Annotated in this window: 21 protein-coding genes, 1 tRNA gene and 4 pseudogenes; 21 read left to right on the forward strand and 5 right to left on the reverse strand. The window is 37.8% G+C overall.

Annotated elements, in window-relative coordinates; genetic code table 11:
* Window positions 1-237 precede the first annotated feature (237 nt).
* The 5 genes from VB797_RS25400 (at window position 238) to VB797_RS25420 (ending at window position 5,146) form a co-directional block, all read left to right on the forward strand.
* Window positions 238-615, forward strand: coding sequence for a hypothetical protein (locus VB797_RS25400; protein ID WP_323240540.1), 378 nt, complete (start codon window positions 238-240; stop codon window positions 613-615).
* 143 nt (window positions 616-758) lie between these two features.
* On the forward strand, window positions 759-1,016 hold the full coding sequence (locus tag VB797_RS25405; RefSeq protein ID WP_323240541.1) for a TIGR02450 family Trp-rich protein: 258 nt from the start codon (window positions 759-761) through the stop codon (window positions 1,014-1,016).
* An 849-nt stretch (window positions 1,017-1,865) separates the two neighbouring features.
* Entirely contained in the window at window positions 1,866-2,732 is an 867-nt protein-coding gene (bchL, locus tag VB797_RS25410; protein ID WP_323240542.1) for a ferredoxin:protochlorophyllide reductase (ATP-dependent) iron-sulfur ATP-binding protein, read from the forward strand.
* Between the two features lie 34 nt (window positions 2,733-2,766).
* A complete protein-coding gene (locus tag VB797_RS25415) occupies window positions 2,767-3,528 on the forward strand; it encodes a DUF5331 domain-containing protein (protein ID WP_323240543.1) in 762 nt (253 codons plus the stop codon).
* Window positions 3,529-3,745: 217 nt separating this feature from the next.
* Complete coding sequence (locus VB797_RS25420) at window positions 3,746-5,146, forward strand: ferredoxin:protochlorophyllide reductase (ATP-dependent) subunit N (RefSeq protein ID WP_323240544.1); 1,401 nt, start codon at window positions 3,746-3,748, stop codon at window positions 5,144-5,146.
* A 739-nt stretch (window positions 5,147-5,885) separates the two neighbouring features.
* On the opposite strand, the pseudogene VB797_RS25425 reads toward VB797_RS25420, so the two are convergent.
* Window positions 5,886-6,017, reverse strand: a pseudogene (locus VB797_RS25425) (IS4 family transposase); the annotation flags it as partial.
* Between the two features lie 782 nt (window positions 6,018-6,799).
* On the opposite strand from VB797_RS25425, the gene VB797_RS25430 reads away from it, so the two are divergent.
* The 4 genes and pseudogenes from VB797_RS25430 to VB797_RS25445 all read left to right on the forward strand — a co-directional run.
* Window positions 6,800-7,135 carry a hypothetical protein gene (locus tag VB797_RS25430; protein ID WP_323240545.1) on the forward strand — a complete coding sequence of 112 codons (336 nt, stop codon included), beginning with the start codon at window positions 6,800-6,802 and terminating at the stop codon, window positions 7,133-7,135.
* Window positions 7,136-7,232: 97 nt separating this feature from the next.
* On the forward strand, window positions 7,233-8,267 hold the full coding sequence (locus VB797_RS25435; protein WP_323240546.1) for a ricin-type beta-trefoil lectin domain protein: 1,035 nt from the start codon (window positions 7,233-7,235) through the stop codon (window positions 8,265-8,267).
* Between the two features lie 225 nt (window positions 8,268-8,492).
* Window positions 8,493-8,852, forward strand: a pseudogene (locus VB797_RS25440) (IS4 family transposase); the annotation flags it as partial.
* Between the two features lie 135 nt (window positions 8,853-8,987).
* Window positions 8,988-9,308, forward strand: a pseudogene (locus tag VB797_RS25445) (ferredoxin:protochlorophyllide reductase (ATP-dependent) subunit N); the annotation flags it as partial.
* A gap of 148 nt (window positions 9,309-9,456) precedes the next feature.
* Here the strand turns inward: VB797_RS25445 and VB797_RS25450 are convergent.
* Window positions 9,457-9,693 carry a type II toxin-antitoxin system Phd/YefM family antitoxin gene (locus VB797_RS25450; RefSeq protein ID WP_323240547.1) on the reverse strand — a complete coding sequence of 79 codons (237 nt, stop codon included), beginning with the start codon at window positions 9,691-9,693 and terminating at the stop codon, window positions 9,457-9,459.
* 9 nt (window positions 9,694-9,702) lie between these two features.
* Complete coding sequence (locus VB797_RS25455; protein WP_323240548.1) at window positions 9,703-9,918, reverse strand: GNAT family N-acetyltransferase; 216 nt, start codon at window positions 9,916-9,918, stop codon at window positions 9,703-9,705.
* A gap of 242 nt (window positions 9,919-10,160) precedes the next feature.
* Between VB797_RS25455 and VB797_RS25460 the strand changes: the two are divergent.
* Window positions 10,161-10,697: pseudogene (locus VB797_RS25460) on the forward strand (nitrogenase component 1); the annotation flags it as partial.
* A gap of 565 nt (window positions 10,698-11,262) precedes the next feature.
* Here VB797_RS25460 and VB797_RS25465 read toward each other — a convergent pair.
* On the reverse strand, window positions 11,263-12,267 hold the full coding sequence (locus VB797_RS25465) for an alpha/beta hydrolase (RefSeq protein WP_323240549.1): 1,005 nt from the start codon (window positions 12,265-12,267) through the stop codon (window positions 11,263-11,265).
* Between the two features lie 278 nt (window positions 12,268-12,545).
* On the opposite strand from VB797_RS25465, the gene VB797_RS25470 reads away from it, so the two are divergent.
* Together VB797_RS25470 and VB797_RS25475 are read left to right on the forward strand one after the other, a co-directional pair.
* Window positions 12,546-13,103 (forward strand): hypothetical protein, encoded by a 558-nt coding sequence (locus VB797_RS25470; RefSeq protein WP_323240550.1) that lies wholly within the window; start codon window positions 12,546-12,548, stop codon window positions 13,101-13,103.
* A 76-nt stretch (window positions 13,104-13,179) separates the two neighbouring features.
* A complete protein-coding gene (locus tag VB797_RS25475; RefSeq protein ID WP_323240551.1) occupies window positions 13,180-13,827 on the forward strand; it encodes a DUF3318 domain-containing protein in 648 nt (215 codons plus the stop codon).
* A gap of 607 nt (window positions 13,828-14,434) precedes the next feature.
* On the opposite strand, the gene VB797_RS25480 is transcribed toward VB797_RS25475, so the two are convergent.
* Window positions 14,435-15,232 carry a 7-carboxy-7-deazaguanine synthase QueE gene (locus tag VB797_RS25480; protein ID WP_323240552.1) on the reverse strand — a complete coding sequence of 266 codons (798 nt, stop codon included), beginning with the start codon at window positions 15,230-15,232 and terminating at the stop codon, window positions 14,435-14,437.
* Window positions 15,233-15,554: 322 nt separating this feature from the next.
* Between VB797_RS25480 and VB797_RS25485 the strand changes: the two genes are divergently transcribed.
* The 9 genes from VB797_RS25485 to VB797_RS25525 all read left to right on the forward strand — a co-directional run bounded on the left by VB797_RS25485 (window position 15,555) and on the right by VB797_RS25525 (window position 22,831).
* Complete coding sequence (locus tag VB797_RS25485) at window positions 15,555-16,580, forward strand: sugar transferase (RefSeq protein WP_323240553.1); 1,026 nt, start codon at window positions 15,555-15,557, stop codon at window positions 16,578-16,580.
* Between the two features lie 63 nt (window positions 16,581-16,643).
* On the forward strand, window positions 16,644-17,003 hold the full coding sequence (locus tag VB797_RS25490; RefSeq protein WP_416350933.1) for an RRXRR domain-containing protein: 360 nt from the start codon (window positions 16,644-16,646) through the stop codon (window positions 17,001-17,003).
* Window positions 17,004-17,503: 500 nt separating this feature from the next.
* Window positions 17,504-18,772, forward strand: coding sequence for a glycosyltransferase family 4 protein (locus VB797_RS25495; protein ID WP_323240555.1), 1,269 nt, complete (start codon window positions 17,504-17,506; stop codon window positions 18,770-18,772).
* A gap of 224 nt (window positions 18,773-18,996) precedes the next feature.
* Entirely contained in the window at window positions 18,997-19,566 is a 570-nt protein-coding gene (yqeK, locus tag VB797_RS25500) for a bis(5'-nucleosyl)-tetraphosphatase (symmetrical) YqeK (RefSeq protein WP_323240556.1), read from the forward strand.
* 146 nt (window positions 19,567-19,712) lie between these two features.
* Entirely contained in the window at window positions 19,713-20,174 is a 462-nt protein-coding gene (gene rsfS / locus VB797_RS25505) for a ribosome silencing factor (protein WP_323240557.1), read from the forward strand.
* Window positions 20,171-20,671 (forward strand): CGLD27 family protein, encoded by a 501-nt coding sequence (locus tag VB797_RS25510; RefSeq protein WP_323240558.1) that lies wholly within the window; start codon window positions 20,171-20,173, stop codon window positions 20,669-20,671. Before rsfS ends, VB797_RS25510 begins: the two co-directional genes overlap by 4 nt.
* A gap of 69 nt (window positions 20,672-20,740) precedes the next feature.
* A complete protein-coding gene (locus VB797_RS25515; RefSeq protein WP_323240559.1) occupies window positions 20,741-21,688 on the forward strand; it encodes an asparaginase in 948 nt (315 codons plus the stop codon).
* Between the two features lie 41 nt (window positions 21,689-21,729).
* Window positions 21,730-21,806, forward strand: a tRNA-Met gene (locus VB797_RS25520).
* A gap of 290 nt (window positions 21,807-22,096) precedes the next feature.
* Window positions 22,097-22,831, forward strand: a complete 735-nt coding sequence (locus VB797_RS25525) for a phytochelatin synthase family protein (protein ID WP_323240572.1) — start codon at window positions 22,097-22,099, stop codon at window positions 22,829-22,831.
* The last annotated feature ends 11 nt before the right edge of the window (window positions 22,832-22,842 follow it).

Raw genomic sequence — 22,842 nt, forward strand, 5'->3', positions numbered from 1 at the left:
ACCCTAGTGTGTGACGCTATGAGAAAATTTGAACGTAGCGATAAGGTTTGTAGCGTCACGCACCATCAACCATTTGTGACAATAATGACGCTACCGCGTCACGCTCCGCTAACGTAAGTCCTGCAAGTAAGTCGTCACAAATAAAACCAACTATGTAGCAGAATGTAAAGCAGGCTGTCTTCGCCTTGCCCCTACTCCCTTGTCCCGATCGCAATTTTCAACGCCGATCTACTTATCATGAATGACTCTTACGACTTTGAAAACGAAGAATTTAACTTTATCGATGATGAATTACCTCCGATAAAGCGGATTCGCGACATGAACCAAACAGAATTATTGCAACGCTTCAAAAGTTTTTTTAAAAGTAGCGATCGCGCTATGTTGCAAGATTGTCTTTTTCGTATAGTTAATCGCTCTGATGGGACGGGTGTTTTAGAAATTCTTTGCCCCAATGATGTTGTACAGCATCGTCTCTCTCGGAAATCAGTGAAAATAAGTAATACTATTAGAACCTGTTGGGGTCATGTCAAATTCTTTTCTATATGCATCAAAAAAGATGATGAGTTTTCATGCAAGCGGTTTAAATATGGCGGTCATTTGTTAGAAGATACTTAGACCAACTTTACAGCACAACGCCGCCTAAATAAACTAAATTCTCCCTACTCCCTACTCCCTACTCCCTACTCCCTACTCCCTATTCCCCACTCCCTATTCCCCACTCCCTACTCCCTACTCCCTATTCCCTACTCCCTTAACTCATGTCTAAAAAACAAAAATTTCCTTATTTATTAGGTTCTAAATGGACATCTCAAAAAAAAATCGATGGCTGGAGACACTTTCAAGTCATCAACCGGAAAAATCAAGGTAAGTGGGTATACGCGGAAATGGTCGCTTCTTGCGATAGTACGGTTCGTTTCTGGATGAATGCCAAATTATTGCAAGACCGTTCAATTTGGCAACCAAGTTGGCAATCTTTACAAGAAATGGCGCAAATTGACCATGAAAATAGTTGTTAATCCAAATAAATTTGTTTGCGATCGCCATTGCACCAATTTTGCCTCTTCAAAAAAAACTTGAAATTTAAGATTTTTTTAATATTTGTCTAGAAATTTCAGCAGCTATTACTTATTTAAAATTAATTTGACTGCCAAATTTTCAAAAAACTACTTTATTCGATAAACGTGATTATTTTTAACATTCCTAGATTTAAAACGAATAAAAGCTAAATAATTGTCAAATAAGCCCTTGCGCTAAATTGTTTTCTTATTACCGTCAAATAATTTAACTGCATTTAGGTAAAGTTTCCAATTAAATTTTTTTTGTAAAGTAACCGCATTTTTACTTAAGTACGCAGCCAGAAAAAAAGCTGGCAAATCATTGACTTATCAGCGCTTTTGCCTTTTTCAGTGTTTTTAACATTGGTACTGAGAGAATATCAATTTAGACTCAGTATTATTGCCTAAGTTCTTCACTTAGCTCGACATAAATTGGAACGCTAACCTAAAGGGGCTTACGTCTTTTTGAATCGAATTTGATCGAAAAACTATTGTTTCAAGAGCTATATGTATCAGGTATTTGACTTTTTTTGTTTATTGTAACTAATTGTATATAAATAATTAGATAAAACCTATTATTAAGTTAATTTAAACATTGCTAGACTTTTACAGGGGATAGTGTTTTAAATAAGAAATAATGAACAGTATTTCTAAGTAATAAACTCAATTTCGATCTCAAAGCTTGATCGCTTTGGGTGTAACTTGGACATTAACGATTGATTGACCTAATATTCACAAGCCTTTGTCCGACGCAGGTAGAGGTGCAAAGTTTTGAGTCAATTTGAGAAGAAACTATAAGAGGCAAGAACAGTGAGATTAGCAGTTTACGGTAAAGGCGGAATCGGTAAATCCACAACCAGTTGTAATATTTCCGTAGCCTTAGCTAAGCGCGGCAAAAAAGTTCTACAAATTGGCTGTGACCCCAAACATGACAGCACCTTTACTTTGACAGGATTTTTAATTCCTACAATTATTGATACCTTACAAGAAAAAGATTTTCATTACGAAGATATTTGGGCAGAAGACGTTATTTACAAGGGTTATGGCGGAGTAGATTGTGTCGAAGCAGGTGGACCTCCAGCGGGTGCCGGATGTGGTGGTTACGTTGTTGGAGAAACCGTAAAACTACTCAAGGAGCTCAATGCCTTTGATGAGTATGATGTAATATTGTTCGACGTTCTTGGTGACGTAGTTTGTGGTGGTTTTGCAGCACCGTTAAATTATGCTGATTACTGCTTGATTGTTACAGACAATGGCTTTGACGCTTTATTTGCTGCTAACCGGATTGCTGCTTCCGTCAGAGAAAAAGCCCGGACTCATCCATTACGACTAGCGGGTTTGATTGGCAATCGTACCTCCAAACGCGATTTAATCGAAAAATATATTGAATCCGTACCAATGCCAGTTTTAGAAGTTCTACCTTTGATCGAAGATATCCGTGTTTCCCGAGTCAAAGGCAAGACTTTGTTTGAAATGGCAGAGACAGAACCGGACTTAAACTTTGTTTGCGATTATTATCTCAGTATTGCTGACCAGCTCTTAGCTCGTCCCGAGGGAGTAGTTCCACAGGATGTACAAGACCGAGAATTATTCTCATTGTTGTCAGATTTTTATCTAAATCCGAATAAACCACAGGTTCCTAATCCCGAAGAGCAATTAGACTTGATGATTGTATAAATCATTAGTTTATTTTTCAGGATGAGGAAATATCATGGCATTCTTTTATAGTTTCACGGATTCCTTAAAGCAAAAGTGGTTGCAATTCTACGCCTCGAATCGCGACTGGATTAAATTACATATGGAGGTAGACTCGGTTTATACACCCGATGGTGGTAAACGTCCGTCTTCATACCTCATCCTGGGAGTTGCAAATGCCCTGGAACCCAAATTAGCGCAGTTAATGCTGCCATTTTCTAAGTTGAATGCAGATGCTGATACTTTGATCGAAGTACTCGATTTGCATTTCGACCCAGATGCAGCCCTTGGAGAACAAACAATGCAGCCAGCATTAGCAGATGCGGGTAATTCGGAATTTTCAATCAATGAAAACGAAGATGAATTGAACAGCGTTGCTTCCCTCCAAGACAATTTTGGAGAATTAGGGAATGTTCCAGACATTGATAGTGGTGATTCAAACGGCGAAACCTTGGTCGTAGAAGAAGCTTGGGGTGGACAAGATTTTTCAGAAGACCGAAGTCAGGAAAGCGGATTGGATGACATCCAAGGTGAAAGCTTGGAGGATATTTCTTTAGAGTCCGAGCAAAACTCAAGCACAGAATCTGAAGAAGACGCTTTTGGTGATATTTCCTTTGACGAGTTTAAAGATGGAGATAGCACTGGCTTTGGTGATGCGCTAACAGATGTTTGGGGTGAACAATCCGCACAAAAAGATCACGAAATATTTTCAGGGGAAGATATGAGTGATGGGTCTATTGACGATTCGGAAATAGCCCGTCTCTTCCCCAACGGCTAATACAGTTAGGAGTTATGAGTTAAGAGTTATGAGTTGTAAGTTATGAGTTAGGAGTTAATAAGAGTTGTAAGTTATGGGTTAAGAGTTATGAATTGAAAATGAATTTTAACTCCTAACTCCTCACTGCTCACTCCTCACTGCTCACTCCTAACTCCTAACTCCTAACTCCTAACTCTTACTTAGCTCCTAATTTAAAAATTAAAGGGGAGATTATAAAATGACAGTTGCTGAACCACAAGCTTTAAATTTTGAGTGTGAAACAGGTAATTACCATACTTTTTGCCCGATTAGCTGCGTAGCTTGGCTATATCAAAAAATCGAAGATAGTTTCTTTTTGGTCATTGGCACAAAAACTTGCGGTTACTTCTTGCAAAATGCAATGGGGGTAATGATTTTCGCCGAACCCCGTTATGCAATGGCAGAATTGGAAGAAGGTGATATTTCGGCACAACTCAACGATTATGAAGAACTCAAAAGATTGTGCTTGCAAATAAAACGCGATCGCAATCCTAGTGTCATTGTCTGGATTGGCACCTGTACCACCGAAATCATCAAAATGGACTTAGAGGGTCTAGCCCCCAGATTAGAGTCCGAAATCGGCATTCCCGTGGTGGTAGCGCGAGCAAATGGTTTGGACTACGCTTTCACTCAAGGAGAAGATACCGTATTAGCTGCAATGGCTAATCGTTGTCCCAAAGAAGCACCTGTAGTAGAAAAAAATAAAGAAGAACGTAACGGGATTCAAAAGCTACTCAACTTCGGCAAGAAAAATGAAGTTGTCGCTCAAGAAGAGTCAGAATATGTAGACCATCCACCTTTAATTCTTTTTGGTTCCTTACCCGACCCTGTGGTCACTCAGTTGACTTTGGAACTCAAAAGGCAAGGTATTAAAGTAACAGGTTGGCTGCCCGAAAAGCGATTTACAGAACTACCAGTCATTGAAGAAGGGTATTATGTCGCCGGTGTCAATCCCTTCCTTAGCCGCACCGCTACAACCTTAATGCGGAGACGTAAATGTAAATTAATCGGCGCACCATTCCCCATTGGTCCCGATGGTACCCGCGCTTGGATCGAAAAAATCTGCTCGGTATTTGGTATTACTCCCAAAGGTTTGGACGAACGGGAAGCGCAAATTTGGGAAAACATAGAAGACTACGTGAAATTGATTCGCGGTAAATCGGTGTTTTTCATGGGCGATAATTTGCTAGAGATATCTTTAGCAAGATTCTTGATTCGTTGCGGAATGACGGTTCCTGAAATCGGTATTCCTTACATGGACAAGCGCTATCAAGCCGCTGAATTGCAGCTTCTAGAAACCACTTGTCATGAAATGGGTGTACCTTTACCTACCATTGTCGAGAAACCAGATAATTACAATCAAATTCAGCGAATTAATAACTTAAAGCCCGACTTAGTAATTACCGGAATGGCTCATGCAAACCCCTTAGAAGCACGGGGAATAAATACTAAATGGTCGGTAGAATTTACCTTTGCTCAAATTCACGGCTTTACCAATGCGCGAGACATTTTAGAATTGGTAACTCGTCCCTTGCGTCGTAATAACAGCTTGAAAGATTTGGGTTGGGATAAGTTAGTTAGAGAAGAAGCAAAAGTTTAGAATCATATTTGAGGAATAGATTTTCTTAATTGTTTTTAATTATCAAGAAACCCGGTTTTTCAACAAGCTGGGTTTTTTACTTGTTTCTTGCTCTAAAATTACCTATCTTTACTTCTTTCCTTGGCGCTAGGCTGTTGACTTTGATATTATTTTCCTATTTTTTATATAACTTTTGTATTCCATTCTTGTTTCCAGGCTCAGCCTGGGAACATATATCAAGAGGCTCTGCCTCAAGTATTTCCACGGGAGAAAGAGTATTCTTAAATATCTCAATTGTTCACAAAATAAAATGTTAGGTTACGACACAATAATCATAAATTCGCGTCACAAACGAAATTTATTTTTCGTGTCTAGCTCAACCTACAAGCTCTGAGTCTAAAGGTTTTAGGACTTACGCACTGTAAAAATTAATTATGGTATGCGTTCGCGTAAGAAAGTTCATTTCAGGCTTTGATAGTTTATGAGTATATAGTCATATGTAGGGGGTTTAGCAGTGCTAAACCCCTACGATGGATGTGGCTTTCTCCATACATTTTGTATTTTCTGTCAATGCGTAAATACTAGGTTTTATTGTTTCGTGCCATTTAATAATAATGCCCCAACAACAAATCCTTTCCAGAGTATTCTTAAATATCTCAATTGTTCGCAAAATAAAATATTGGGTTACGACACGATAATTATAAACCAGGCATTATAAATAAAATTTTTTCATATCTAACCTAACCTACAAGCTTTACGCCCTATAAATCATTTCTAAAGAAATGCAGTCAAAGGGTAAAGATAGTTCGTTTGCTACGGCATCACCTAAACTTATTAAAACCAAATAAATTAACTAAGTTCCCCAAATCTGTAACTTAATACTATTGATTGAACTCTTCGGGTTCACTTGCTTAAGTATATCAAGTAGCAACAAATAATATAAAAGCAGTTAAATTACATAAATAACGAATATTATGTTACAAAATAAAATTTCTCAAATATTTTATTTATAAGAAATAAATCATAGGTACATATCCTGAAAACATATCTAAAAATATTTTATTTATAAGAAATAAATTATAGCTACATATCCTGAAAACATATCTAATTGTAGTAGTTTCCAAGTTAAATAGTTTTGATATGCTCGATAACCCAATATATAAGAAATACGTAAATGAATTAAGCCAAAAACAAAAATAACTTAAGTATTACGAGCTATTAGAACTCAAATTAACATAAAACTGCTAAGTACACAGTTAAATAAAGATCCGAATTATTTCTTATACACAAGATTGAAAAGTGAGCTTATAGTCGGTATATGCAAGTAAAAAAGAGCTATGCTTTCAAATATTCAAAAAAACCTGATATTTTAAGCATATTTAAAGGCTATTGATTAAAAACGGCACGTCAGGAAAAAAATGTATCTTAAAAACGCCTGAAATAGTCATTAAACTCAATGCCAACAGGCTTTACGTGCCAATGTTAATTAATAGCGTTTAAAGCTTGTTTTGCATGCACATTGATTTTTAATTTTGTCGCATTGACAACAGCAGAATAATAAGCGGGTAAAAGAATTAGTTGTTTATTAAGCTATGAAGATTACTTTGTTTATATATGCACTAGCAATACTGTTACAAGTAAATACAAGCTGATAATACCTCATAACTTTGTTATATGAAGAAAGGCTTTTTGCCGTTTAAAACTTTGTGCTTACTCTTTTTATGGGTACCATTTAGTGTCTTTTTTTTCATGTCTAAAGCATATGCAGGAGGATACGAAGAACCAATAAATTCACCTGCCGAACCATTTCAGCCTCCAGGTTTAACAAATGAACAACTATCTACTCTTGAAAAGAAACCTAATAAACCTATATTTAACCATAAAAAATGGGGAAATTCATACTGGTTAAATAAAAATGTTTGCCGAGAAAATATGGGTAACGTTGTTTGTTTTCATCCTGAATCAGCAAGAAATTTAAGATGGAAAGTCCCATCAGCAAGTAAGAAATAATTCTTCAAACAAATTTCCTGTTTTAAAAGGATAAATGTTTAAGAATTTCTGGCAAATTTTTAATTGAATTAATGAGTTATACAGGGAATATCAAATTATGTTGAATAAAGCTTGGTTTCTTGCTTCAATAGGAGCAGTAACTATTTCGTCTTTGTTGATTAGCGCACCAAAAGCTCAAGCTGCTGAAACCTTCTTTATAGATAGCAAAGCTTTGAACACAAATTGGAATTTTCGACGTATTGATGGCAATCCAAGAATGTCAATTTACCAGCGTAGAGATGATGATCGTGACCAGCAATTTGATAGATTGCCAGGAAATCGCGGTGGTATTCTTTTAAGACATGGCTCCACTGGCAGATGCTTGAATGCTCGTTATCTCAGCAACGGAGCAGAAATAAATCTTTGGCCTTGTGATGGTAATGATCCTGACCAAAATTGGAACTTAGTTGACGTTGGGCAAGGTCGAAAAGTAATTAAAAGAACTGGTACAAACTTATGTATAGATGCTCCAACACGAGATGACAGTGGTAAGGTGCATCTCTGGGCTTGCGATGGTAACAATAATAACCAACGCTGGCAGAGTAGTGCAGAGCAAATACAACCACCTCCACCTCCTCCAAATCTAGGAGGTACTCCACTACTTACACAACAAAGTCCCCAATATTTTAGGAACCGTCTTCAATTTTATGGAAGGCAAGGAAATGGCTATTCTGCCACTGGTTATGGTTCTTCAGTAATTGGTACTAATAATTTCCGAGAAGGTAACTGTACTTGGTATGCTTATGGTCGTCTTAAAGAGTTAGGCTTTAACCCAGATAACATTATGAATGGGTATCCCAATGCAAACGTTTGGGGTTCTGTTTTGCGTAATGGGGCAAGAATTTTAAATCGGAATGAAACACCTCGGTTAGGGGATGTTGCTCAATGGTATATAAATGGACAAAACCATGTAGCTATTGTAGAGAAGGTAGAGAATGGTTATGTAACTTTATCAGAATCTCAAGCTTACGCAGATTATGATGGTGATGTAGATGGAGATCGCCGTCTCAATGCAGGTACATTACATCGAGTCGTTCGCTATACAGTGAACAATCCTCAGCGTTATATCCGTTTAGTGAATTCTAGAAGATAAAACATTGAATTGTTATATTCCTTAATCTTTAAGCGATAAATAACTTAAATCACTTGTGATATTGCTTGGTTAAGCCCTAAATTAAAATTTGGGCTTAACCGTTTTTATCACGCACGGTTCGCCCATTTTTTTTGAAGTTAGAGCATTGGTGACAAGTTATTTATGGACTGGTGAGCCACTGCGTTGGACGGGTTCCCCTGCTTGAAGCAAGTGGCGAACCCGAAGGGTTCAATCAATAGTATCAAATTGCAAATTTGGGGAACCTGGTTATTCTATTCAGTATTAGTAGATTTAGGTGATGCTATCGCAGACGAACTTTCTTTACCCTTTGATAATATTTATTTAGAAATGATTTATCGGGGTCTTTATCATTTTTATGTTGCACATCAAAAAGGTAAAGCAACTGACCCAGTTAAGTATTTTGCTGCACCAGAAAATCAAGATTAAGGTATTGTTAAACGAAAAAGAAAAAAAGGAACCGTAAAACTGATTATTGCCCCTTTTCATGAAAAGCAACGAGGAATTCCTAAATTTTTATTTCAAGCATTTGGTAAAACCCTGTTGACAAATGCGATGAAAGCTTAACTTGTCACAAATGACGGGAGACAGAGTATTCTTAAATATCTTAATTGTTCGCAAAATAAAATGTTGGGTTAGGACACGATAATCATAAATTCGCGTCACGAACGAAATTTGTTTTTCGTATCTAACCCAACCTACAAGCTGCAACTTTTAGAAACAACTTGCCATGAAATGGGTGTAGCTTTACCGACAATTGTCGAGAAACCAGATAATTACAATCAAATCCAGCGAATTAATAACTTAAAGCCCGACTTAGTAATTACCGGAATAGCACACGCCAACCCCTTAGAAGCGCGGGGAATAAATACTAAATGGTCAGTAGAATTTACCTTTGCTCAAATTCACGGCTTTACCAATGCGCGGGACATTTTGGAATTGGTAACTCGTCCCTTGCGTCGTAATAACAGCTTGAAAGATTTGGGTTGGGATAAGTTAGTGAGAGAAGAAGCGAAAATTTAGAAGAACGTTGTTTCAAATATCGTCTTCCTAAATTGTTTTTAATTATCAAGAAACCCGGTTTTTCAACAAGCTGGGTTTTTTACTTGTTTCATAAAACGTTGGGCTGCGCTGCTACATGACGTTAATATGTGTGTATCTAGCAGAATCCTCATTTGCCCTCGAAGGCACTGAGAAGATCTTCTGCCAATGGAGCATCAAAATCATCTGGCACAGTAAACTCTCCTGCACATAAGCCAAACGGTCGTAATGGCTTATTCTTATTAATGGGTCTCAGTTCAGCGATCGCTTTATCTGCTTGAACAATCACAATGATTTCACCTGCCTCTACTTGGCGCAGATACTTTGAAGGATCGCGCTGAAGTTCATCAATTGTCACACTTAGCATAAAAAAGCCTCAGTATAAGCTCAGGGGATAATCCTCTTCCTGATTTAATTGTAAATGATGGGTCGTATGTTCCCAGCTAGGATGCGTCTTGAATCCCAGTTTCTGATAAAACTCGGCGGCGGCTAGGGTATCGGTTCGCAACGTCAATAATTGATAATGCTGCTTAGCTGCGTGAATAAGCTGAGTCACCAGCAACCGTCCCTTTATTAATTCCTGTTTGTTCATAAATAATATTTTTATTTTCTGTTCCCTATTCCCTGTTCCCTTTTTTGAGTATACCAAGTACGGATGAGCCAAAGTTGGATTATTTCGTACCATTCAATAATAATGTCTCAACAACAAATCCTTTCCAGAGTATTTTTAAATATCTCAATTGTTCGTAAAATAAAATGTTGGGTTACGACACGATAATTATAAACCAGGCGTTACAAACAAAACTTTTTTCGTGTCTAACCCAACCTACAAGCTGCTCGGTATTCGGTATTACTCCCCAAGGTTTGGACGAACGAGAAGCCCAGATTTGGGAAAACTTGGAAGACTACGTGAAATTGATTCGCGGAAAGTCGGTGTTTTTTATGGGCGATAATTTATTATAAATATCTTTAGCGCGGTTTTTAATTCGCTGCGGAATGACAGTTCCCGAAATCGGTATTCCCTACATGGACAAGCGCTATCAAGCTGCTGAATTGCAACTTTTAGAAAAGACTTGTCATGAAATGGGCGTACCTCTACCAAGAATTGTTGAAAAGCCGGATAACTACAATCAAATTCAGCGAATTAACGAATTGCATCCCGACTTAGTAATTACCGGAATGGCACACGCTAATCCCTTAGAAGCGCAGGGAATAAACACCAAATGGTCTGTAGAATTTACCTTCGCTCAAATTCACGGCTTTACTAATGCAAGAGACATTTTAGAATTGGTAACTCGTCCTTTGCGTCGTAATAACAGCTTGAAAGATTTGGGTTGGGATAAGTTAGTGAGAGAAGAAGCGAAAGTTTAGAATAAGGCTTCTTCAATTAATAAATAAAGAAACCCGGTTTTTTGAAAAAGCCGGGTTTTTCAACATCTTAAATACTAATACCAATTATTTATAAAATGTAAGGAAGTTACGTTTATCTCACATCTTGCATCATTCTCAACAACCGCCTTAGAATAAATTCTCAGGCTAATATACAAAGTCTTCTAAAGAAGACTGAGCAAGAGTTATTAATCAAAGACTTGACAAAAAGTTATAGCTAGTATAAGAAATTGAGAATACGTTTGTAAGATGCGTTGTAACTAAAACCGCGCACGTACCCTGCTCAGTTCCGGTTGCTGTAATACAGTGTACGCAGCATTCACAGGAATCTAGTTAATCTTATACTTACTTACTTTAAATTTTAAATGTTTAAGAGAATCAATTGACAAATAGTGATACGTATTACAATACTTAAAAACTATTCTTATTAATAGAAATCTTAACTATATAGCCTAAATACACCTGTACAAATTTTACTGATTCTTAGCCCACGCAGGTGGGCTTTGTTCTTGTAGCCCCACCCTTCGAGGGTGAGGGCTTCAATATTTTAGGCATTCAAATCAACGATCGCCTTCTTATCCATCACCGATAACAACACTGATAAATCTGGAAAAACCTTTCCTGTCAAATCTAAATACTTCACCGCAGCATCAAAATTTTTTCCTTGTAATATTTTATTTCCAATTGTTAACACTTCATTCCAAGTAATATCGCTTTCCAAATAAGCTTTAACTAAAGTATTTAACAAACCTACATAATTATTCCCTTCAAGTTCCGTCATCATTGTGTGAGGAATATCAAAAAGTTTATCAAAGCAGAAATACCAAGATTTAGGCTGCTTTTTAATAACAGATTCAAATAGTTTTTTCAGGTCGCTACGGTCAACAACTGCATCACTTTCGCTAGTTACAATAAATATCGGTGATGATGGATTATTCTTCACTCGGTCGAGGATTTCTTGACCCATATCCAAAAATATCCGCAATGCTGGTATTTGAAAGCCGTTATAACCAAAATTTCCAGGATTATCTTTATTCAACCATTCATAATAAATTGGTAATACTTCAACTACAAAATCTACAACTGCATTTTTACTGCTTAAATAAGGAGAAAATAAGAGAGTTTTTTCAATTTCTTGGTAATATTCTAAAGCCAACCAAGCAGCCAAAGTTCCACCACTCGATAAACCTCCAACTATGATGCGATCGCCTAATTTTTGAGCAATTTCTAACCATGAAACTGCATATTTCTGATAAACTTCGCATTCTAATGGCAAAGGAGGAGGATTATCCCGATCAAAGTTTCCCGCAACTCCATGACCAGGTTGCAACGGAATCATCACGTTATATCCCAATTCAAATAAAGCTTTACCCAATGGTTCAAATTGATAGGGACCTGCGGTAAATCCGTGAAAGAAAAGGCAGACTTTTGGAGTTGGATGGGGATGAAAGAAGAATTTGGAACCGCAAGCTTCATTTTTGATTGGTAAAGTTTGCTCCAAATCTACAGCTTGGTTAATTATGGCTGTTGTAGTAGCAGAATAATCATGCATATTTAGTTGGAATTTTAAAGCAATTCTAAATTTGTTATATTTTAAGTAACTTTAGCAACTCCGTTATATGTATCTTGAGGAGGAATGTGGTAAAGCTGTGTAAAGGCTGATATACGCCTGTATAATTTTCATATAAATTAGTAATTTGAATGACAATTGTTAAAAAATATAAAAAAAAGCTTAGTATATGGTAGCAATTTCACTTATGAGCTTCTCCCTCAGCAAGTTAAACTAAATCTGGTAACAGCCGCACACGACGGTTTGTAAAGGGGCTTTTTATGGCAGTAAATGTACAAGAAATTGCCGAATATCTAGATCAGATTGGTTGGGAATATCGCATCGAAGAAGAAGAAGACCGTATCGTTACAGGTGTGGAAGGCGATAATCTTGAAGATTTTATGATTGTAGTGCAGCTAGATGAAGATGGGAGATTTTTCCGAGTTTTTGCACCTCAAGTGCTAAGCGGTGTAAAAGACCATCCTCACAAAGATGCAATTTTACAAACAATGTTAGTTATTTCTTGGGAAACCAAAATGCTGCAATGGGAATATGACCCATCTGATGGCGAAATTCGAGCGATTATTGAGTTTCCTATTGAAGATTCTACTTTGACCGAACAACAATTTAATCGTTGTTTGAGTGCGTTAGTTCAGCTTGTTGATGGTGTGGCCATACCTCGTCTTCAGGAAGTGATGGAAACTGGTTACGACCCAGGTAATGTAGAAGTAGGAGAACGACTGTTATTGAGCATTCAAGAGCAGGCTCCAGGATTATTAGACCTTCTGGAAAAGGCAATGGAAGCGAGAAAAAAACGCGGCAGATTTCCTAGTGAATAAAGCCGAGCTATCTATGTTATAGCTATACTCCAGTAAGGTATCACTATATATTGAAGTTTTCTTGGTAAGTGGTTTTATGACATCTTACGCAACTTCTTCTGCTAAAGCAGAAATGAGCGAACTCCGGCGATTAAAAGGTTTATTGCCTCCGGAATTACAAAGCTGGGTCACGGTTGAAGGCACAACTGAAGTTAATCCAATTCTAGTTCGTAGCGAAGAAATTGGTAAAGACCAGGTAGAAATTCAAATTGACCTGGCAAAATGGGATGAATTGGCAATGGATCAGCGAAATTTGCTGTTCTGGCATGAAGTCGCTCGCATTCAAAACGATACTATCCCTAAAGATGGTTGGGAAATGGCAGCATTGGCGATCGGTTTGGGTGGTGCTGTTGGTGAATTGTGGGTACAAGATGGATTGCTGCTGGTGCTTGCATTAGCTTTGTGCGGCGTTTCTGGCTGGCGATTATTTCAAAAAAATAGTGGCGAAAAGCAGGCTAGAGAATTAATCGAAGCAGATGAAAAAGCTATTGCTTTAGCAACTCGCTTTGGCTACAGCTTACCTAATGCTTATAAGAGTTTAGGTAGTGCTTTAAAAACATTAATTGAAAAATCTCCTAGCAAGCGCCAAAGGTCGAAATATGAAGCCCGACTTTCTGCACTTAAGCGCAGTGCTAACAAGGCAAAATCTAAATCTCGAAATATGGATGAAGCCGCCGAGTATTAGGACTTACAGACTAGGGATGGGCATTCCCATCCCCCATTATTTTTTGACTCCCCGCGATAAATAGACATTATTAAAACGTATTTTTATTTACTTACAATCTACGAATAATCTCTTATTAATTTCTCAACTCCTTTTCTACAGGATTAGCAATAAAATTGGTTCTTCAGTACGTAATATGTAAAAAAAATCTCAACAAGCTTTGAAGTCCTCGCTATGCAAGGATTGTTCCCCTCAATGACTAAGTTTGTTTAAGAGGTCGTCTTTTTCCCCAATTACCAATTACCAATTACCTCTTTTACAACTATTTAATTAGCATGAACTTGTACGCAAGAGCCATAAAATTTAATCAGGTCAAAAATTTTTCTCTCCGGAAATTTTAACCATAATTTTAAAATAATTTAAAACTTTGTTAACTTAATTGACTTGATAGGGATGGTTTACGAAAACTTATTTATTTCTTGACAATATCTTCATAAAATACTTTTTTGTATTGAAAAGTATAAATATTTAAAACCTTGTTTAATAAGCTACATTAACTGAGAATCGGCTTTATACAAAGGTTGATGAAATTTGATTTACGAGTATATACTGGTTGAATAAGTGCTTTCTATAACTGGTTAAGCATTTTGTGAGTTTGGGGTACTACGCGGACTGATTTGACGTAATTTTTCATCAAAGCCTGCCAATCTATAACTTGTTGAGGAGTTGGAGCCAGCAAGGGTAAATCGTTAAATTGTTCGGCTGGTTTTAATGGCGTGACGGGCTGTAAAAAGACTGGTATTGTTGGATCTACCGCTGCTACTAGCTGAGCAGAACGTTTCAACTCGGTAGGGTTAGTATCTTGAGAAATAATGATTTTGACAAAGACTTCGATTCGAGACTCATAGCAGAATTTGAGGAAAATTTCGTGTTCTTGCCAACGATTTTCACCGCTAACGCTTGGTAGCTTTAAGTCCATACCTACAGAGTCTAAGTAGGGTAGAATCATAGCGAGTTGTTCCGGGCGATGTCCCCCAGATTCAAGGTATATAGGTAAACCAGTGGTTAAGCGGAGTTGGGGTAAGAATTTCGACAAAAACTTGGCATGGAGCAGAGGCTCGCCTCCGGTTAAGCTAATGCTATCGTGTAAGCAAGGTATATTTTGTCTTTCAATCCATTCGATTAACATTGGTAGCGAAACCGGATTAGAGCAAATTTCAAAGTCGCGAGACCCAGGAGTTTGCTCAATTCTACAAGTGTCAGGTGCATTCCAAGTATGAGCGCTATCGCAAAAGTGACAGCGCAAGTCACAAAAGGCAAAGCGAATAAAAATTTGGCGGGTTCCCACATTCAGTCCTTCCCCTTGAATTGCGGAAAAGACTTCTATGAGGTGTGCTTTATCGTTAACGGCAATTGTAGTAGTCATAGGATGAATGGCAATGTAAGAAGGCGATGGAGATACAATAACGGTAGTTTTAAAGCAAATATTACTTATGGAGCCTGATTTTTGGTTTATCCTCAGTTTTAACAGCTTTCAATTATGGTTAACCCTAATGAAAAATTTATGTTTCAAACCTTATACTTAACACTTACTGACTTTATTTGACCTGTTTTTCTATTGTGAGCAGTCATAGACAATATTGAATTTGATCCGGATAAACACTTTATTACTTGGTAACACCGGCATAAATAAGCATCTGTTTAAGGTAGTTCCTCAAACAAAATAATGTAAGCAGTAAAACATTAATATGGCAACTGAAGTGCAAGGTTTCATGAGTAACCAACCTACAGAGGTATTTCCGGTTACATTATTAGACGATACGGTTAGAGTCCAGGTAAGCACCCGTTTGAGCGTACTTGAAGCTCTAACGTTTAAGCAAACTTTTGAAGAACTAATTACAGTAAATTCAATTCCCAAAAAAATCATTATTGACTTTGGGCAAACTACTTTTATGGATAGTAGTGGCTTAGGTGCTTTAGTTAGTAATTTTAAGAATGCTCAAGAAAAAGAAATTTGCTTAATATTACAAAATGTTACGCCGCAAGTTATGGCGGTACTCAATCTTACAGGTTTGGCTGATGTTTTTACAATTGAAGAAGCAGAATTTACAGCGACTTCAACTCAACCCCGTCGGAGGGAAGAGCAATTACCAGAAACTCATCCTTCTGTACGTTCTTGGACGAAACGGTTTATTGATATTGTCGGAGCATTAGTAGGTTTAGTACTTACAGGTATATTATCTATTCCAATTATCGCGATCATTCTTATTGATGACCCCGGTCCGATTTTCTTTGCTCAAACCCGCTGCGGCTGGATGGGTAGACGGTTTCGGATGTGGAAGTTCCGGTCGATGTGCGTAGATGCGGAAGCCAAAAAAGCCGAACTCCAAAAGCTCAATCAGGTTCAAGGTGCATTTTTCAAAATTGAAAATGACCCCAGGGTTACACGAGTAGGTAAATTCTTACGACGTACTAGTTTAGATGAACTACCGCAGTTTTGGAATGTTCTTAAAGGGGAAATGAGTTTAGTTGGTACTAGACCACCTACACCCGATGAAGTTGAATGCTATGAAGTACCTGAGTGGCAACGTTTGGATGTTAAGCCCGGTATGACCGGAGAATGGCAAGTAAACGGACGTTCTAGTATTCGTAATTTTGAGGATGTAATTCGTCTTGATTTGGAGTACCAAAAAAATTGGAGCATGATGTACGATTTAAAGCTAATTTTTAAAACAGTTGCTATTCTATTCAACAAAAGCAGTGGAGCTATGTAATTTACAGGCGATTTCATCTTTTGGAGGTACAGAACATATCGTTAATATGCTGACCCAGGCAAAATGTTTAGTGGTATGGCTGTACTGAGCAAGCAAGACACACTATTAACTGCTCATCTTGAACTGCCTTTCAAAAATGTAACTAAACGAATGGTTCAACGTTCCATGATGCGTAGAGGTAGAAGAGGTAGAAGAATTAACCGCAAATTACCTTATTCTCAACGCGCTCATAGGCAAGTTAGATTCAATAATCGTAGGCAAGATGGAATGCCACGTCCACTGCGGTTAAAACCGCATGCGGCGTTTTTCCTCCCAGCTATAAATAGACTGGGGCATCCTTACTACCGAGGTTTTCTTATGATGGCGATTTTTTGCATTCAAACCTCTTTTTTTATGGTTTTTACAATAGATAGGCAACAGTAAATAAAAAATACATTTAAGGCTTTGTTGGGTTTCGCTACAAATATTCTTAACAGAAGAACCATTTAATTTTGAAAACCTTTAGTTTTTCGTAGTTTATACGGATTACATTTTTTGTGTATAAATTATCAAAAGAAATATTAACAATTTATGATTTTTTCATAAGCCAATAAATGCGATCGCCTATTTATAAAAAATCTGTCATACCACGGTTGACACAACAATATAATACTTAAAATCTAGCTTTTTATTCATATTAGTGATGTTTTTACTCGCGTATTTTTACTCGATCTATATTTTTAGACCCTGTTAATAGATTACATTCTATTTTCAGTACTTCTCCGCATACTGGATCAAATTTTAAACAATCTTCAATAAAGATAGACTGACGTTAAAAGATATTACAAGGAAAATAAAATATAAGCGCTTTTTTTGCGCGGAACGATTTTACAAATAAATGCTGTCTTTTTAAGAATTTTGGCAGATTCTGCAAAATATTTACTATGCGAATTTTAATTTACTCTTACAACTATCATCCAGAACCAATTGGTATTGCTCCTTTGATGACTGAACTCGCAGAAGGGTTAGTTAAGCGCGGACACCAGGTACGTGTCGTTACGGCTATGCCTAACTACCCCGAACGTAAAATTTATCAAGGCTACCGAGGTAAGCTATATCTAACAGAACATAAAAATGGTGTTGAAATTCAAAGAAGCTATGTTTGGATTCGTCCCCGTCCCAATTTATTAGATCGGGTAATGTTGGATGCTAGTTTTGTTTTTACTAGTTTTATACCTGCTCTTTTTGGTTGGCGACCCGATGTAATTCTTTCTACATCACCATCTCTACCAGTTTGCTTACCCACTGCACTTTTAGGATGGTTACACAGATGCCCGGTAGTTTTAAATCTACAGGATATATTACCAGAAGCTGCGGTTCATGTAGGTTTACTAAAAAATAAATCGCTGATTCGCGTATTTTCGATTTTAGAAAAATTTGCTTATCGCTCTGCTGATAAAATTAGCGTTATTGCCGATGGGTTTGTAGATAATTTGGTTTCTAAGAACGTCGCACCTGATAAAATTGTGCAAATTCCCAACTGGGTGGATGTGAATTTCATTCGTCCGATGCCAAAGGAAAGTAATGCTTTCCGCGCCGAACATAAACTAGATCATAAATTTGTTGTTTTATATTCCGGTAATATTGCTCTGACTCAAGGATTGGAAACAGTAGTTAAAGCCGCTTCCACTCTGCGCGATATTCCAGATATTGCCTTTGTAATTGTTGGTGAAGCAACAGGTTTGCAGCGACTTCAGGAAGAATGCAATCAATGTGGTGCAGATAATGTATTGCTTCTACCTTTCCAACCACGGGAACGTTTACCGGAAATGTTAGCTGCTGCTGATGTGGGACTGGTAGTACAAAAGAAAAATGTAATTTCTTTCAATATGCCATCCAAAATTCAAGTTTTACTTGCTAGCGGTCGCGCAATAGTCGCATCCGTACCTGACAATGGTACTGCCGCAAGAGCCATTCGACAAAGCGGTGGTGGAGTTATTGTTCCTCCCGAAGCACCGGATTCCTTAGCTAATGCAGTTTTAGACTTATACAAGCATCCAGAAAAAGTGAAAACTTTAGGTTATAACAGTCGCAAATATGCTGTAGAGCAATATGCTTTCGAGCAGGCTTTGAATAATTATGAATCTTTATTTGAATCCGTGACCGAAAATACCACAATTCAAACTAGGGTTGTGTCCAAGCAGGAAGTCTAATTCGTTTTTTGATTTAGTTTTTTTTAACTAATTTTTAGCACAGAGAGAAAATCTTCTAATTCGCATTTGTAAATAGCGATCGCTCTACCCTAGCCATATCAGGCTGGGGTAAAGTTTTGATAAGACTTTGTAATTAATTGCAAAAATCCAAAACGAAAAGTTCGTTACAATAAAGCCATAACTCTTTTAATTGCAATTATTCCTAAACCAGCAATTATGTTGGAATGCGCGAACAAATATTAACTTATCTATCACAAAACGTTCCGTCAGCGCGGGTCAATCATGTTCTCAGAGTCGAACAAACGGCTATAGAATTGGCTGATATTTACGATATAGACCCCGAAGAAGCCGCAACAGCCGGATTAATGCACGATTTGGCTAAATGTTTTCAGCCTCAACGGCTTTTACACATGGCACGAAAAGAAGGATTAATTCTGGATGAAGTTTTATCAGCAAATCCCCATCTTCTACACGCAGATGTCAGTGCTATTGTAGCTAGAGATACGTTTGGTGTGAAAGATGAACAAGTGTTAAATGCGATCGCTAATCATACTTTAGGTAGACCAGAAATGAGTTTGCTTTCTTGTATCGTATTTTTAGCCGATACTTTAGAACCAGGACGGGGCGATACGGCTTCCTTGCAAGCTTTAAGAAAAATTAGCCGCGAAAGTATTGATAAAGCAGTATATTTGACCTGCGATTACACGATTAAAAAATTATTAGGTAGTCCTCGTTTGATTCATCCGCGAATAATTGCTACTCGAAATAACTTTCTAATTAAGTGTAAATGCTAGTGTTTATCAATCGCGAATTCAGTCACGAACATCTGTTCTTTGCTAATATTCAAACAAAGCTATTGTATTGATATTTGCAGTTAATATCGCGATTTGTTTAGAGAACGAAGAATCCCAAACCCTCACCCAAAGAAACACAAGATTTAATGTCTGATTATTTCCAAACCAATTTGCAATCCGAATTCGTTGCTGTTAGCAACATCTCTATAGCTTCTCAACAGCTTGATACTGAAGATTCCAGCGTAAAACTAGCTTTGGCTATTGTTGAAGCAGGTAACGATCGCCAAGCAGGGGATATGTTATTGCTTGACGTAAAGAACGTATCTTACCTCGCCGATTATTTTGTTGTGATGACTGGTTATTCAAACGTACAGGTAAGAGCGATCGCCAACACGATAGAAGGTATTGTCGAACAAAAGTGCGATCGCAAAGCTTTGCGATCGGAAGGTAAATCCGAAGGAAGTTGGGTACTAATAGATTACGGCGATATCATCGTTCATATTATGATGCCCTCGGAAAGAGAATTTTACAATTTAGAAGCATTCTGGGGTCATGCAGAGCGTGTAGATATTCAAGTATCCCAAAAGAGTGGGGGTCAACCAATATGATTGAGTATGAGATATCTAATTGTCCGGTTCCAACTGAACAGCAACCGTTGAATGAGTACGAGCAATTAAAAAGCTCTTGGTTGTTTCAGGATTGCAGCCGGTCAACTCGCTCTTATCTCACCAAAATCGCCTGGATTTGGGTTTTATCATGGCTGGTCGCAGGACCTGTAGCTTACTCCAGTTTTGCCCCACACAAGCACATAGTTCAATTTTTCCTGTGTGGATCGGCAGGTGCAAGCATTGGAGTAGTATTAATTGTATTGCGTTTGTATTTAGGTTGGTCTTACGTGCGCGATCGGCTTTCAAGTCCAGTTATCTTTTACGAAGAGTCGGGGTGGTACGACGGTCAAAATTGGATGAAACCCCAACAAGTCTTAGACCGCGACCTTTTAGTTGTCAGCTATGAAGTCAAACCAATTATCCAAAGGTTGCAAATAACTGGATTATCCTTGGTGATGTTGTTCTTTGCTGGTACGATAGTTTGGCATTTAGTTTAAATTGTTATTAGTTAATAATTAATAATTAATAAATTAGGCTAACGGTCAAGAACTGGCTAAGGATTTGTAATGGCAAAACGAACTCAAGCACCCTCCGTAGAAGTTAGGTTGCTGCGCGAAGGAATTATTGAATCAAAACATATAGTCCAAGCCGTACTGTGCGACGAACGAGGACGGGTGCTTTCTGTGGCTGGAAACGCCGAAACAGCTACATTTGCCCGTTCGGCACTCAAACCATTTCAAGCCCTGGCTGTAACCAGTACGGGAACTTTAGAACGTTACAACCTTAATGATAAAGATTTAGCGATTATTTGTAGTTCCCATGACGGAAGTATAGAACACGTTAGACAGGTATTTAATATTTTATGGCGAGCCGACATTGACCCCACAGCACTTCAATGTCCCATTCCTGCCGGTAAGCGCAGCAGCTTAGAATATAACTGTTCGGGTAAACACGCGGGAATGTTAGCAGTTTGCCAGCAATGCAATTGGTCTGTAGCTAATTACTTAGAGCGCAAACACCCCGTACAGCAACTGGTATTAAATAAAGTATCAGAATTGTTGCGAATGCCCGCAGCAGAATTTATCAGCGCTCACGACGATTGTGGCGTACCTACTTACCTGATGCAACTCTGTCAAATTGCCACACTCTACGCTCGTTTAGCCGATGGCAACAGTTTGGACATGGAGCGGATTGTTCGTGCCATAAATCATCATCCAGTGATGTTAGCAGGTGAAGGAAAATTTGATACGGAACTCATGCGTTCAGCCCCAGGGGAACTGATCAGTAAATCAGGAGCCGAAGGATTGCAGTGCATTAGCAGGCTTGGTGAAGGTATGGGTTTAGTAATTAAAGTTATCGATGGAGCCAAGCGGGCAAAATATGCCGTAGCTATTCATCTATTAACTCAACTCGGGTGGATTACCCCCAGCACCGCTCAAGCCCTAGAAGAAAAATTTATGACATTGGCTCAATACAAGCGTTTGGAAGTAGTTGGAGAATTATCAATGTTATAGTTGCCAAATTTTAAACTATAGGTTATAGTAATTAAAGACGACGCGGGATAGAGCAGCCTGGTAGCTCGTCGGGCTCATAACCCGAAGGTCAGTGGTTCAAATCCACTTCCCGCTACCAAATTAAATATAAATGAGTCCTCATGATTTTTATAATTGTGGGGATTTGTTTTTGTGTGTATATACAAATGAGTCAGTTTAACATTACGATAGAACCCGCTCCACAATCCTCAGAAGTCGGGTTTTAGGATTATGTCTGACACACTGACAATTAAAATAAAAAATTGCTCGGATTCTAAATTTTTCTACAGACTTACAAAGAAACTGCATAAGTTATTTTTATAGGCATCCATATATGTTGTATAGCCTAGTAAAAGCGTAAAATTTAAAATTTATGATAGGATTTGTATGATGAATCGCGAAAAGTTAATAAACATTAATTTTATTTTCAAAGCATTGATTTTAGGAACGTGTTTGACTGCTGGAAATACTATTGCCCAAACACTACCACTAACATCAAACTTGATTGGTTTTAATTCTGATGAAGGTGAGAAATTATTAATTGAAAGTAAATCAAGAGAAGATTTCTTTCCTTTGAGTATGCAGTTTGTCACTCAAATCAATCAAGCTTACTGCGGTGTTGCGAGTATAGTTATGGTCTTAAATAGTTTAGGTATTGAAGCACCCGAATCTACTCAGTACAAACCTTACCGAGTGTTTACTCAAGAAAACTTTTTCAACAACAAAGCAACGCAACAAGTAATATCGAGCGAAGTTGTTTCTCGTCAAGGGATGACGCTTGAGCAAATGGGGAAATTGATTAATAGTTATGGTGCAATAACAAAGGTTTATCATGCTAGCAATACAAATATAGACGAGTTTCGCCTTATTGCAGCAGAAAATCTCAATCAAAAGCAAAATTTTGTGATAGTCAACTACCTGCGTCGAGATATTGGACAAGAAAAAGGCGGACACATATCACCAATTGCCGCATATAATGCCCAAAACGACCGATTTTTGATTCTTGATGTTTCGCGCTATAAATATCAGCCAGTTTGGGTTAAAACAGCAGATTTGTGGAAAGCGATGAATACACGAGATTCTACTTCCACCAAGTCTCGCGGGTTTGTATTAGTAAGTCGGTAAATACAGTTGGG

Source organism: Rivularia sp. UHCC 0363 (assembly GCF_034931125.1).
Lineage (GTDB): Bacteria > Cyanobacteriota > Cyanobacteriia > Cyanobacteriales > Nostocaceae > Rivularia.